Annotated in this window: 11 protein-coding genes; 7 read left to right on the top strand and 4 right to left on the bottom strand. The window is 61.7% G+C overall.

All coding sequences use genetic code 11. From position 1 onward, the window contains the following. Positions 1-90 precede the first annotated feature (90 nt). The 7 genes from I3J13_RS21120 to I3J13_RS21090 all read left to right on the top strand — a co-directional run bounded on the left by I3J13_RS21120 (position 91) and on the right by I3J13_RS21090 (position 9,372). The gene (locus tag I3J13_RS21120; protein ID WP_196380116.1) at positions 91-1,317 is read left to right on the top strand and encodes an MFS transporter; all 1,227 of its coding nucleotides are present in this window, start codon (positions 91-93) and stop codon (positions 1,315-1,317) included. A 303-nt stretch (positions 1,318-1,620) separates the two neighbouring features. Continuing rightward, complete coding sequence (locus tag I3J13_RS21115; protein ID WP_020812324.1) at positions 1,621-2,124, top strand: RNA polymerase sigma factor; 504 nt, start codon at positions 1,621-1,623, stop codon at positions 2,122-2,124. Between the two features lie 151 nt (positions 2,125-2,275). Next, positions 2,276-3,232: a FecR family protein gene (locus tag I3J13_RS21110; protein WP_196380115.1), complete on the top strand. Its 957-nt coding sequence runs from the start codon at positions 2,276-2,278 to the stop codon at positions 3,230-3,232. A 116-nt stretch (positions 3,233-3,348) separates the two neighbouring features. Continuing rightward, entirely contained in the window at positions 3,349-5,769 is a 2,421-nt protein-coding gene (locus I3J13_RS21105; RefSeq protein ID WP_196380114.1) for a TonB-dependent receptor, read from the top strand. Next, positions 5,769-6,659, top strand: a complete 891-nt coding sequence (locus I3J13_RS21100; RefSeq protein ID WP_196380113.1) for an ABC transporter substrate-binding protein — start codon at positions 5,769-5,771, stop codon at positions 6,657-6,659. The genes I3J13_RS21105 and I3J13_RS21100 overlap by 1 nt, the downstream gene beginning before the upstream one ends. Then, on the top strand, positions 6,656-8,626 hold the full coding sequence (gene fhuB, locus I3J13_RS21095) for a Fe(3+)-hydroxamate ABC transporter permease FhuB (RefSeq protein WP_196380112.1): 1,971 nt from the start codon (positions 6,656-6,658) through the stop codon (positions 8,624-8,626). The genes I3J13_RS21100 and fhuB overlap by 4 nt, the downstream gene beginning before the upstream one ends. Further along, the gene (locus I3J13_RS21090) at positions 8,623-9,372 is read left to right on the top strand and encodes a siderophore-interacting protein (protein WP_196380111.1); all 750 of its coding nucleotides are present in this window, start codon (positions 8,623-8,625) and stop codon (positions 9,370-9,372) included. Before fhuB ends, I3J13_RS21090 begins: the two co-directional genes overlap by 4 nt. A 37-nt stretch (positions 9,373-9,409) precedes the next feature. On the opposite strand, the gene purU is transcribed toward I3J13_RS21090, so the two are convergent. Genes purU through I3J13_RS21070 form a run of 4 tightly spaced genes read right to left on the bottom strand, consistent with a single transcriptional unit; the run spans position 9,410 to position 13,551 of the window. Beyond that, positions 9,410-10,294, bottom strand: coding sequence for a formyltetrahydrofolate deformylase (gene purU, locus I3J13_RS21085; RefSeq protein ID WP_003521996.1), 885 nt, complete (start codon positions 10,292-10,294; stop codon positions 9,410-9,412). A gap of 21 nt (positions 10,295-10,315) precedes the next feature. Continuing rightward, positions 10,316-11,710: an L-serine ammonia-lyase gene (locus I3J13_RS21080; protein ID WP_196380110.1), complete on the bottom strand. Its 1,395-nt coding sequence runs from the start codon at positions 11,708-11,710 to the stop codon at positions 10,316-10,318. Continuing rightward, on the bottom strand, positions 11,711-12,979 hold the full coding sequence (gene glyA, locus I3J13_RS21075; RefSeq protein ID WP_059761123.1) for a serine hydroxymethyltransferase: 1,269 nt from the start codon (positions 12,977-12,979) through the stop codon (positions 11,711-11,713). Between the two features lie 17 nt (positions 12,980-12,996). Next, positions 12,997-13,551, bottom strand: a complete 555-nt coding sequence (locus I3J13_RS21070; RefSeq protein WP_162936035.1) for a sarcosine oxidase subunit gamma — start codon at positions 13,549-13,551, stop codon at positions 12,997-12,999. Positions 13,552-13,562 lie beyond the last annotated feature (11 nt).

Here is a 13,562-nt window from a genome sequence, read left to right as displayed (position 1 = left end):
ATTAGTTGACATACGCGTCGTATGCAATTATCTCATTCACATACGCCACGTATGTATGTGGTGGACACCCTTAGAACAAGGTGCATCCCGATGTCTAATCCATACAGAGAAATTTTCCGGGCTCCAGGCGCAAAAGGCTTTTCCGCCGCCGGTTTTTTCGCCCGTCTTCCCATTGCCATGGCCCCGATCGGCATCGTCGCCATGCTTTCCCAGACTCATGGCGAATATTGGCTGGCCGGCGCCGTCTCGGCAACCTTCGCATTGACCAATGCCGCCCTCTCCCCGCAAATCTCCCGGCTGGTGGACCGCAAGGGGCAGAGCAAGGTCCTCATCCCCGCCACCATCGTCTCGGTCATCGCCTTTGCGGCGCTGATTATCGCGACAAATCAGAGATGGCCCGCCTGGACGCTGTTCCTTTCCGCCTTCCTCGCCGCCGCCATGCCGAGCATTCCCGCCATGATGCGCGCCCGCTGGACGGAAATCTTCCGCGACCGGCCGGAGCTGAACACCGCCTTCGCCTTCGAATCCGCCGCCGACGAACTTGTCTACATCTCCGGCGCCTCGCTTTCCGTTGGCCTTGCGGTTTCGCTCTTTCCGGAAGCGGGCATGATGATCAGCACCACCTTCCTGGCGCTCGGCACCTTTGCCTTCCTTCTGCAACGCTCGACCGAGCCCAAGGTACGTCCGGTTGAAAGCGGCCGCCGGCAGCGTTCGGCCATCTTCCTGCGCCCGGTCCAGATCATCACGCTCGCGCTGATCTTCGTCGGCTCGACATTCGCCACGGCCGAGGTGAGCGCCGTCGCAATCACCAAGGAGCTTGGCCAGCCGGGGGCCGCCAGTCTCGTCATCGGCGTCTATGCCATCGGCTCCTTCGTGGTCGGCCTCATCCTCGGCGCGCTCAACCCCAAAATGCCGCTGCAACGGCAATTGCTGATCGCCGTCAGCGTGCTCGCGCTCACCGCCCTGCCGCTGCTTGTCGCCAACACCTCGGTAGCACTTCTCGCTTTCGCCGTTTTCCTCAGCGGCGTTGCAATCTCGCCGATCTTCATCACCTCATTCGGCCTGATCGAACGTCGCGTGCCGGAATCGATGCTGACGGAAGGCGTGACCTGGGTGATGACCGGCATCGGTATCGGCATGGCGCTCGGCGCCTTCGTCTCCGGCTGGGTGATCGACAATTTCGGCCCGGATAACGGTTTCTGGGTCTCCGTCGCCGCAAGCCTTTCGACAGTCGCCATCATCGCGCTCGGCCAGCGCAGCCTCTCCGGAGATCGCGGACGGTCGGATATGGAGGCCGTGGCGCAACCCGCCGAATAACAACCTTTACTCGCAGTCTGCATCGTTCATCGCGGTAATTGATATATACGCAGGAAAGGTCACAGACTAATCCATAATACAGCGACTGTTTTACTTTACCGTCGCCCCGCAAGCATGATACCGGCAACATCAACGGCCGATGATATCATGCCTGCGGGGCGACCCTGCTTATCGAAGCCGTCGCTTCGCATATTCTCGAATTCGGCACCGATTGCACATAATCGACCGACGGCTGCATCGTTCGACACACCGACCGTCCGTTCACCGGGCAGGCACGGGGTCGATTACCGGAAGGCAAGGCTCTTGAGTTGGGATCTGCAGGAATTGTTCCGGCTATATGCGAAGGGCATTGTCAGGTCCCTGCGCAGCAGGGGTATCGATCCTGAAACGGCATCCGATCTGGCGCAGGATGCGTTTTTGAAGGTGCTTGCCTCACCGCCGCCGGCAAGTGCCGCTTCCCACAATCCCAAATCCTATCTCTATACGGTGGCGCGTAATCTCAGCATCGATCATTATCGCCGCGAACGCAGCCTCCGCCGTGTCGACCTGCCGCAGAATGCCTTCGATGCCATCATCGACCCATCGCCATCGGCCGAAACCATCGTCTATGACCGTCAGCGGCTGCAGCTGGTGGAACAGGCGCTTGCGGAACTGCCGCGGCGGGTGCGCGAAGCCTTTCAGCTGCACCGGATGGGCGGCCTGACGATCAGCGAAGTGGCGCAGAAGCTCGGCATGTCCACCACCCGCACCTGGGTTTTGATCCGCGACGCCTATGAGCACATAGAGGATCGCCTGAACGGTCTGTAGAGGACGGGAACCGTCGTCTTGCTCCAGATATCGCCGTTTAATCGCCGGCCTGCGCATTAAACTTCTTTCATTCGGAAATATGCGGCCTCTCATTCGTATATATCAAAGGCTGTGACGTTGTCCGGTCTCCGGCAATCCTGAAAGGCTCCCTATGAACGAAGTGTCGGAAGAACGGCGCCTGTTTCGTGAAGCTGCGGATATTGCCATTCGCCTGCAGAACGATCCCGGCAATCCCGTTGCCATCGAAACGGCACGCGCCTGGATCGAGCGCGGACCGGCCCATGCCGCCGCCTGGGCGAAAGTCGCCGCGATCCACGGCATGACCGGCCAGATTCTGGCCGAGGAGGCTCGTTCCTCGCAAAAGGGCTTCGACCCCAACCGGCGTCTTCTGCTTGTCGGCGGCGTGCTCTGTCTCGGTGCGGCGGTAGGCGGTTCGCTGCTGGCACCCTATGTGACGTTGCGCGCCCGCGCCGATTATCTGACATCGACGGCCGAGATCAGAGAAATCCCCCTCGAGGACGGCAGCATGGTCACGCTCGGACCGGACAGCGCAATCGCCGTCGATTTCGGCGAGCGGGCAAGACGGGTGAACCTCCTTGCCGGCATGGCCTATTTCGATGTCCGGCCCGATGCCTCGCGCCCCTTCTCCGTCGCCTACGGACCGTTGACCGCCACGGCGCTCGGAACCGCTTTCGACGTTTCGGGCGATGATCTCTCCATCTCCGTCTCCGTCGATCATGGGCTGGTTCTGGCCACATCGCCCGATCTGCCTTCTCCCGAGGGAGAGAAACTGGCGGCAGGCGACTGGCTGACCTACGATCAGGCATCGCGCCGTATGGACCGCGGCGTCAGGGAAGCTTCGGAAATCGCGGCATGGCGCACGGGCATGCTCATTGCCGAGAAGGAGACGGTCGCGGCGGTGGTCAATCGCATCGCCCGCTGGCAAAAAGGCAAGGTGGTCATCGCCACCCCTGCCCTGAAAAACAACGTCGTCAGCGGCGTCTTCGATCTTGCCGACCCCATCCGCGCGCTCGATGCGGTGGTGCGGCCATTCGGCGGCAAGGTGCGGGCCGTCACGCCGTTTTTGACCGTTATTTCCTCCATCTAAGAAAACTTGAGAAAAAGAGGAAAATTTTCGAACGCCATTCGTATTGTCCTCAGAGAACCCGTCGCCAGCATAGGCCGGCCGGTCTCCGGGGACAGATTTAATGGAGTGGCTTTCACATGGGGAATGAGTTCTCATCGGCTCATAAGGGTACAAACAGGGGTCGTAAGGGTCGTGGCGCGCTGTTTTTCGCCTTTCTGGCGACGACCACGGCGCTCGCCGCCGGCATCGCGGCACAGCCGGCCTTTGCGCAGGCGGTTTATTCGGTTCCGGCCGGCCCGCTGAACAAATCGCTGGCAACCTTCGGAAAACTGTCGGGAACGCAGATTTCCTACGATGCCTCGATTGCACGCGGAAAACTTTCGCAGGGCGTCAGCCGCGCGACAACCCGCGAGCAGGCGATCGTGGAGCTTCTGCGCGGCACCGGCCTCGTTTATTCCTTCACCGACGCCACCTCCGTCGTCATCGCCGCGCCGGTCAGCGCGGCAAGTGCTGCGGCAGCCGGAAACTCCACCCTTCTCGCACCCATTACCGTTCAAGGCACGCGTGGCGCATCCGTATTGCAGCAGGACGGGCTGGCGCAGGATGGCTACCGCACGGAAACCCTGTCCTCTCTCGGCCTGCTCGGACAGACGGCCATTCGCGATACACCGTTTTCCGTCACTGTCGCGCCGAGGGAGCTGATCCAGAATATCCAGGCGCAATCCCCGGAGGATATCTACCGCGTCCTGCCGACCATCCGCAGCCAGACACCGCAGATGTCCGGCTGGGCGCCGATGGCCAATATTCGCGGTTTCACCACCTATGACACCGCCGAAGACGGCTTCCGCCGCTCCTACAGCCACGCGACGGTGCTGGAAGACAAGGAACGCACCGAGGTTCTTTCCGGCCTTTCGGGCTTTCTCTATGGCGCGGCCTCGCCCGCCGGAATGATCAACTATGTCTACAAGCGCCCGACGCAGGAACGTTTGAACAGCGTAACGGTCGGCAATTACGGCGGCGCGCAGGCCTTCGTCCATGGCGATTTCGGCGGCCGCATCGATCCGGAAGGCGACATGGGTTATCGCCTCAATATCGTCCGTTCGGCGGGCGACACGGCCATCGACGACCAGAATGTCGACCGCTTTCTGGCAAGCGGCGCTTTCGACTGGAACATCACCGACCGGCTGAAGCTCGAACTCAATGCTTCCTACAGCAAATACAAGCTGGACGCCGCCAACTCCTACTGGGCTTTCGCAGACGGCGTGCTGCATGGCGATGCGCTCGACGCCAGCAGGAACTGGAGCCAGCCCTGGATTCACGACGAAATCGAGAAAAAACGATACTCGGCCAAGCTCACCTACGATGTGAACGACGCCATTACCCTGCGCGGCGGATATATGCGGGAATATATCGACCGGCCGGTTCAGGATCATACGATGAATCTTGTCCAGTCCGCGGAGGAGTATTCCCAGATCGCAATTCGCTCCGGCAGGACAAAAAACGTCTTCGACGCCGCGAATATTTTCGCTGACGTCTCCTTCGATACCGGCGCGGTCTCCCACAAGCTGACCGCCGGATATTACATGTATCAGGGCAAGGACTGGGGTACGACTTACAACCCCAATACCGGCTGGCAGCCGTCTTTCCCCCTGTCCTCTCCCCGGCATATTGCCGAGCCGACTTTCCCGCCAAACACCGGCACGCTCTACAAGTCCGGCTATGTGCGCAATCATAACTTCGTCGTCGGCGACCAGATCGAATTCGACGAACAATGGTCGGCCCTCGTCGGCGCCAATTACAGCATGATCCAGAGCCAGTCGCTGGACAGCAGCGGCGCCCGCTCCGCCCCGGACTACGATGAAGCAAGGCTCTCGCCCTCGGGGTCGCTGCTCTTCAAGCCGGTGGAGGCGGTGACGCTCTACGGCAGCTATATAGAAGGCCTTGAGCAGGGCGGCGTTGCGCCGGACACGGCCGCAAATAGCGGGCAGATTCTCGCCCCCATGGTCAGCAAGCAGAAGGAAATCGGCATCAAGGGCGATGTCGGCGACATGCTGCTGACGGCGGCGCTGTTCGACATCTCCAAGGCCTACGAACTGACGACGGATGCCAATATCTACACGCAGGACGGCCGCCAGCGCCATCGCGGCATCGAGTTCACGGCGACCGGCAAGGTGACGGATGACCTTACCATTCTCGGCGGCTTGACATTCCTCGACGCCAGGGTCGAAGGCGGAACCTATGACGGCAAGCGACCCATGAACGTCGCCAATGTTCTCGCCAAGGTCTATGCCGAATATGAGGTTCCCACCGTCGAAGGTCTCTTCCTGACCGGCGGCCTCTATTACACCGGCAAACAATGGGCGACTTCCGAAAACAACGACCGCCTTTCCTCCTATGTCACCGCCGATCTCGGCCTGCGTTACACCACCGAAAACTTCGGCAATCCACTGACATTCCGGCTGAATGTCAGCAACATCACCGATGAGAACTACTGGCAGAACAGCTATTATCTCGGAGCGCCGAGAACCGTCTCCTTCTCGGTTCAGGCGAAATTCTGATGATGCTGCGCAGTTCCCTGTCCCGCAGAGCGTTGCTCTGCGGGACAGGTGCTTTTTTCCTTACAAACCGGCCGTCATCGGCCGCCCGTTCCGGCGGCATCGTCGCCATGGACTGGGTGAGCGGGCAGAACCTGCTGGCGCTTGGCGTGCAGCCCGCAGCCATGCCGGAACTGGAACGTTATGGCAGCCTCGTCGTCGAACCGGCGCTGTCGCCCTCGGTCGCCGAGCTTGGATTGCGGTCCGAGCCCAATCTGGAACTTGTGGACTATCTTCGACCAAGCCTCATCCTGCACAGCGACGATTTCACCATGGCTGCCGGCCGGCTTGCCGCCATCGCCCCCACCCACCTTTTCGATTCCGGCGTCACTGCGGGCGAAAACCATTTAATCAGTGGCAGAAACGCCCTCATCGCGCTCGCCACGCGGATCGGCGATCCCGGCCGGTTTGACGCATTTGAGGAAAATTTCGACGCGGAAATGCAGCAGGCACGCGCACGGCTCTCCGCCTATGACGGACGGCCTCTGCTGCTGGCGACGGTCATAGATGGCAGGCGATTGCTGGTTTTCGGCAGGAACAGCCTCTTCCAGAATGTTCTCGATCAATTCGGCATCGAGAACGCCTGGGATGGCTACACCTCGCAATACGGTCATACGACAGTGACGGCCGACCAGCTTTCCCGCCATCCGCAGGCGCGGCTTCTGTGCATCGGCGATACCAGCAGCGAGAAGCTGGACACACTTCTCAGCGCGCCGGTCATCAAAAGCCTGCCCTTCATTCGCGAAAACCGGTTGATGCGTATCAGGGACGTGCTGTTTTACGGCGGATTGCCGCCGGCAAGACGTTTCGCCCGCCTCGTTTCCGAAGCCCTTGCCGGTGAGGCATCGCCATGAAGAGGACGGCGAACATATCCGCGATCGTCATCACATCGCTCGCCATCGTCTGCGCCGGCCTTGCCGGCTTCAACCTGTTCCTGCGCATGCCCGATGGGACGCCGCTTGCAGCCCTGTTTTTTCCCGATCCCGACATGACGGCGCAGGTGCTGCTGCACAATACCTTGTTGCCGAGGATCGTGGTGGCGCTGATGACCGGTGCGACGCTCGGCCTTGTCGGGGCGATCCTGCAAAACATTCTGCGCAATCCGCTTGCCGAGCCGGCGACGCTCGGCATTTCAGCCGGTTCCTATCTGTTGCTTGCCATTGCCACGCTGTGGTTCCCGCAATGGACGGGCGCACGGGAATGGATCGCCTTTGCGGGCGCGGCGCTGTCGCTTCTGGCAATCCTCGCACTCTCCTGGCGCAAAGGCCTGTCGCCCGTCACCGTCACGCTGGCAGGCATGATCGTAAGCCTTTATTGCGGTGCTGCGAGCGCCGTTCTGGTGCTGTTCAACCATGATTTTCTCGTCAGCATCTTTTTATGGGGTGCTGGATATCTCGATCAGCAGGACTGGAGCGCCGTCTCCTTTCTGGCCCCTCGTCTCGCCGTGCTCGCCCTTGCAGTCGTGCTGCTTCTTCGCCCCCTGACGATCATGACGCTTGAGGACGCCAATGCAAAAAGTCTCGGCCTGTCGCTTGCCGCCTACCGCCTGCTGACGCTGGTGGTAGCGGCGGCCTTGACGGCGGTGGTCACCGCCTCCGTCGGCATCATCAGCTTTATCGGCCTTGCCGCCCCCGCGCTCGCGCGCGCCTGCGGCGCAAGACGAATGGCGGCGCAGCTCGGTTATTCGGCAGCACTTGGCGCACTGCTGCTGACCTTGACCGACCAGATCGTCCTGTTTTTTCCCGTCACCTATCGATTGTTCCCGACCGCCGCCGTCACCGCTCTTCTCGGTGCGCCGCTGATGTTCGCGCTGATCCGGCGGCTGAAGATGCCGGCCCCGCCGCAGCCGGGCGCGCAGCCGGCGGCAGCGCGCCTTGCCTCGCCCATTCCGGCTTTGCTCGGTCTCATCGCCATTCTCTGCGTCGCCGCCGGCGTCGCACTCGCCGTCGGGAAAAACACGGAGGGCTGGTTTTTATCGGGACTTTACGATCTGCATGGTCTCGGCTGGCGCTGGCCGAGGGCGCTCGCGGCCTTCAGCGGCGGGGCGATGCTGGCGCTTGCCGGCGCCATTCTGCAGCGCGTCACCGGCAATCCCATGGCGTCGCCAGAGGTGCTCGGTGTCTCCTCCGGGGCGATGCTCGGCGTCATTCTGCTTCTTCTCACCCTTGCCGCACCCACCCGTGGCGCGCAAATCCTCGCAGGTGCGGTGGGTTCGCTGACGGTTTTGCTGCTGATGCTGACCCTGTCGCGCAAGCCGGGCTTTTCCGGCGACCGGCTGCTGCTGATCGGCATTGCGCTCAGTTCCGTCTCCGGTTTCGTCATGGCGGTATTGATGACATCGCAGGACCCGAGGCTCGGTCAGCTTCTCGCCTGGCTTTCCGGCTCCACCTATGCCGTCGCGCCGGGCGAAGCCATCATGGCGGCGGTCCTGCTTTCTTTTGGGCTTGCCTTAACCCCCTTCATTCGCCGCTGGCTGGAAGTGCTGCCGCTTGGCGAAGATATCGCCCGAAATACCGGCGTCTCTGTCGTGGCGAGCCGTAACGGTCTCTATTCGCTTTCCGCCATTCTCACCGCAAGCGCGACGATCCTCGTGGGCCCCTTGAGTTTCGCCGGCCTGATGGGACCGCATCTGGCGCGGCTCGCTGGTTTCCAGCGCGCCGGCACGCAATTGCCGGCGGCGGCGCTGATCGGCGGGCTTATCCTGCTCATCGCCGACTGGCTGGGGCGCAACCTCATCTTCCCGTTTCAGATACCCGCCGGCCTCCTGGCGACGGTGGTTGGCGGGCCGTTTTTGCTTGTACTTATCGGAAGGCGCGCATGACCATATTCGCGGATGACAGTTTCAGGATTCTGACAGTGGTCGACAGCCAGCGCCTCACCCCATTCATGCAGCGCCTGCGCTTTACCGGCACCGGTCTTCACCGTTTCAATACGCTGAAAAACCTCCATGTCAGGCTTTATTTCGCAAAGCAGAACAATAACTTCAACCGCAATCTGCCCGCCGCGGAAAATGTTGCCGAACCCGCGGATGCCTTCGCTGTCCGTTATTACACGATCCGGGCGATAGATCCCGATAGCGGTTTTATCGATATCGATTTCGTTCTGCATGAGGATACGGGGCCGGGATGTTCCTTTGCCCGGAATGCGCGTCCCGGCGCGCTTTGCGGCATGTCCGGCCCGTGCGGACTGGGAATGAAGCCAGCAAAAAACTATCTGCTGGCCGGGGATGAAACGGCCTTACCCGCCATCGCCCGCATCTGCGAGAACCTGCCCAGGGATGTTAACGGCCAGATTTTCCTTCGGGCCGAGAATTGCCGATATGACATCGTCGCGCCGCCCGGCATGCAAATATGCTGGTTGCCGCGCTCGACGGTATCTCCCGCGAAATTCATCGAACATGTTGGCGGGGCGGCGATGGAGACAGCCGCTTCCACCAATGATTATTTCCTGTGGCTCGCCAATGCGTTCTCCCAATGGCAGGACTTTCGGGACAAGTTGTCGGTCCTGTCCAAGAAACGTTATCTCAACGCCTGCTACTGGCGGGACGACATGACGACGAGCCACTGAGAAAGGACGCGAATTACGGTTCCGCAAGAACCCGCATTCAGCCCATACGTTCGGACACATGTTCTCCGGGAGACGCGGGAAAAACGACCGTCCTGTTTCCGTTCAGGAAGACCCGGTGATGAATATGAGCGTGGATGGCCCGCGCAAGCACCTGGCTTTCCACATCCCGGCCGAGGCTGACATAATCCATTGCGCTCTGGGCATGGGTCACGCGGATCGTATCCTGCTCGATGATCGGCCCTTCATCGAGATCGGCGGTGACGTAGTGGGCGGTCGCCCCGATCAGCCGCACGCCGCGCTCATAGGCCTGCTTATAGGGATTGGCGCCCTTGAAAGACGGCAGGAAAGAATGGTGGATATTGATGATACGGCCTGACATTTCCTGACACAACGAGTCCGACAGAACCTGCATGTAACGCGCCAGTACGACGAGTTCCGCCCCGTTATCCCGCACCACCTGCAGGATCGCCGCTTCGGCCTCGGGCTTCGTTTCCGGCGTGACGCGGATGTGATGGAAGGGAATATCCTCATTCACCACCTGCTTCTGGTAATCGAGATGATTGGAGATCACGGCGACGATCTCGACCGGCAGCGCGCCGATGCGGGAGCGATACAGCAGATCGTTCAGGCAATGACCGAAGCGCGAGACCATGATGACGACCTTCGTCTTTCGCGAAAGGTCATGAATATCGTAATCCATATCGAAGTCCGCCGCGACGGGACCGAAGCCGTCAAGCAGCGCATCGCGTCCCGATCCCTGTTCGGAAACGAAGCTCAACCGCATGAAGAAGCGGCCCGTCTCCTGGTCGGTGAATTGCGAACTGTCGTTGATGTTGCAGCCGGACCGGGCGAGATAACCGGAGACGGCAGCGACGATGCCGCTGCGCGCCGGGCACGCGACTTTCATGATATAGGTGGTCAAATCCTGCTCCCCCTTGATGGATCAGCACTCCGGCAGGTTGACGGCGATGCCGCCCTGCGAGGTTTCCTTATATTTCACATGCATGTCGCGGCCGGTCTCGCGCATCACGGTGATGCAATTGTCGAGCGGCATGAAATGGGTGCCGTCGCCACGCAGCGAAAGGCTGGCCGCCGAGACGGCCTTGATGGCGCCCAGCGCATTGCGTTCGATGCAGGGAACCTGAACGAGCCCGGCCGCCGGATCGCAGGTCATGCCGAGATGATGCTCCAGTGCGATTTCAGCGGCGTTTTCCACCTGCGCGTTGCTGCCGCCCAGAACCGCGCAAAGCCCGGCCGCCGCCATGGCCGCCGCCGACCCCACCTCGCCCTGGCAGCCGACTTCCGCCCCCGAAATCGAGGCATTGTGCTTGATCAGGCCGCCAATCGCCGCCGCGACCAGCAGAAGATCGCGAATGCCTTCCCGGTGCGCACCGACGCAATGGTCGAGATAATAACGCGCCACCGCCGGCACCACGCCCGCCGCCCCGTTGGTGGGTGAGGTGACGACGCGCCCGCCGGCGGCGTTTTCCTCATTCACCGCCATGGCGTAGACGCTCATCCAGTCATTGGCCTGATGCGGCTGGGTGAGGTTCAGCCCGCGTTCCGATTGCAATTGCGCATGGATAGCCTTCGCCCGGCGCTTCACTTTCAACCCGCCGGGCAGAATGCCCTCCTGCGTCAGACCCCGCTCGATGCAGCTTTCCATCACCTCCCAGACGCGGTCCAGCCTCGCATCCAGTTCCGACCCGTAAACAACCTCTTCATTCGCCCGCTTCATCTGAGCGATGGTCTTGCCGGACGCGCGGCCCATGCGCAGCATTTCCGCCGCCGTGCTGAAAGGATAGGGCACCGGCTGCTGCTTGCCGGCGCTCAATCCCCCGGCCGACCTTTGCAGCTCCGTTTCGGTGACGACGAAGCCGCCGCCAATCGAATAATAGACCTCCCGGTGATAGGTGTTACCCTGACGGTCGCAGGCAATGAGGACCAGCCCGTTGGCATGGCCGGGAAGCGGCGGGCCATAATCGAAGACCAGATCCCTGTCCGGATCGAACCGCAGCGCCGGCAGCCCCTCGGGCTCGACGAGGCCGGTCCTGCGCACTTCCGCCTCGATCTCCTCCACCCGGTCGGGATCGAGCGTATCGGGTTTCAGCCCGCACAAGCCGAGAATGACCGCGCGATCCGTCGCATGGCCCTTGCCGGTGAAGGCGAGTGAGCCATGCAGGCTCGCCCGCAGGCCGAACAGGTCTCCGGCCCCCGGGAACTTGTCACCGCCGCGCAGATCGTCAAGAAACCGGGCGGCAGCGACCATGGGTCCCATCGTATGAGAGGACGATGGGCCGATGCCGATCTTGAATATATCGAAGACCGACAGGAACATTTACGAACCGTAGATCGGGAAGGCGTCGCAAAGCGCTGCGACCTGCGCCCGCACGTCGGCCTCAATTGCGGCGTCACCCTCGGCATTCGCCGCAAGCGCATCGATGACACGCAGGATCAGCGCACCGATCTGTTCGAATTCGGCGACGCCAAAGCCGCGCGTGGTGCCGGCGGAGCTGCCGAGCCGGATACCCGAGGTGACGAAGGGCTTTTCCGGATCGTTGGGAATGGCGTTCTTGTTGCAGGTGAGCCCCGCCCGCTCCAGCGCGATTTCGGCGATCTTTCCGGTCACGCCTTTCGGGCGCAGATCGACCAGCACCATATGGCTGTCGGTTCCACCCGAGACGATCCCCAGACCGCCCTTCGTCAGCACGGCGGCAAGCGCCTGTGCATTGGCGATGACCTGACCGGCGTAATCTGCGAAGTCCGGGCGCAGCGCCTCACCGAACGCCACGGCCTTGGCGGCGATGACATGCATCAGCGGACCGCCCTGATTACCGGGGAATACCGCCGAATTGAGCTTTTTGGCGAGATCGGCATCATTGGTAAGGATAACGCCGCCGCGCGGACCGCGCAGGGTCTTATGGGTGGTGGAGGTGACGACATGGGCGTGCGGCACGGGGTTCGGATATTTGCCGCCGGCGATCAACCCGGCATAATGGGCCATATCGACCATCAGATAAGCGCCGACTTCGTCGGCTATTCTGCGGAAGCCGGCGAAATCGATCTGACGCGGATAGGCCGATGCGCCCGCCACGATCAGCTTCGGTTTCGTCTCCAGCGCCCGTGCCCGCACCTTCTCCATATCGATCAGATGGGTTTCGGCGTCGACCTCATAAGAGACCACATCGAACCATTTGCCGGACATGGTGACCGGCGAACCGTGCGTCAGGTGGCCGCCATGGGCCAGCGAAAGCCCCATGATCCGGTCGCCGGGCTGAAGCAGCGCCAGAAACACCGCCTGATTGGCCTGCGCGCCGGAATGCGGCTGCACATTGGCGAATTCAGCACCGAAGAGTTGCTTCAGCCGGTCGATGGCGACCGCTTCGACCTTGTCGACAAATTCGCAGCCGCCGTAATAGCGCTTGCCGGGATAGCCCTCGGCATATTTGTTGGTCAGCACCGAGCCTTGCGCCGCCAGAACATCGGCGGAAACGATGTTTTCCGAGGCGATCAGCTCGATCTGCGTCTTCTGGCGATCGAGTTCCTCAGCGATGGCGTCGGCGATCACCGTGTCCGAAACGGTATTATGTGACAGTCGGTTGAGCATTGTTTTCTTCTCCCAGATCAGGCGATGTCCGCCGCAAGTTCCTTGCAGCCGGTTTCAAGCAGATGGCCAAGATGCGATACGAAACTGTTCCAGATATCCATGCGGAAACGGTTTTCCGCATCGCGCCAGAGCACCACGCTGACGCCGTCGAAAATCGTCCGGCGTCCCTCGCCGACGGCAATCGTGTCGATGTCGCGGGCGCAGCCCAGCGTCAGCAATTCGGCAGCCTGCGGACCTTCGATCAGGAGCGTCACTTCTCGTCCGGAAATATCGACGAGACTATGCGGATGGCTGGCGTAAACGCCTGCGCAGGCGGCGATCAGCCCGTCGACCGCGCTGACAGGTGCAAGCACGGTCCACTCGTCGGGGCCAAGGCGCAGGACCTCGATGTCGCCTGAAGCGGCGCGGAGGCCGATCCGGTCCGGCAGGGTAAGGCCAAGGGCGGCGTTGAGCGGGGCGAGATCGCCGCGCGCCCGCAGCGACAGCCGCGCCTGCGCGGTCAGAACGCTGACCCGGGCAGCTTTGCTCTCGGCCAGCGTGCCGGGAACGGGGGAGGAAACGCGCATGTTCATTGTCATCTCCA

The sequence above is a fragment of the Agrobacterium leguminum genome (assembly GCF_015704895.1).
In the GTDB taxonomy this organism is placed as follows: Bacteria; Pseudomonadota; Alphaproteobacteria; order Rhizobiales; family Rhizobiaceae; genus Agrobacterium; species Agrobacterium leguminum.
Note: the sequence above shows the minus strand (reverse complement) of the source record. Positions and strands in the feature narration are given on the sequence as shown.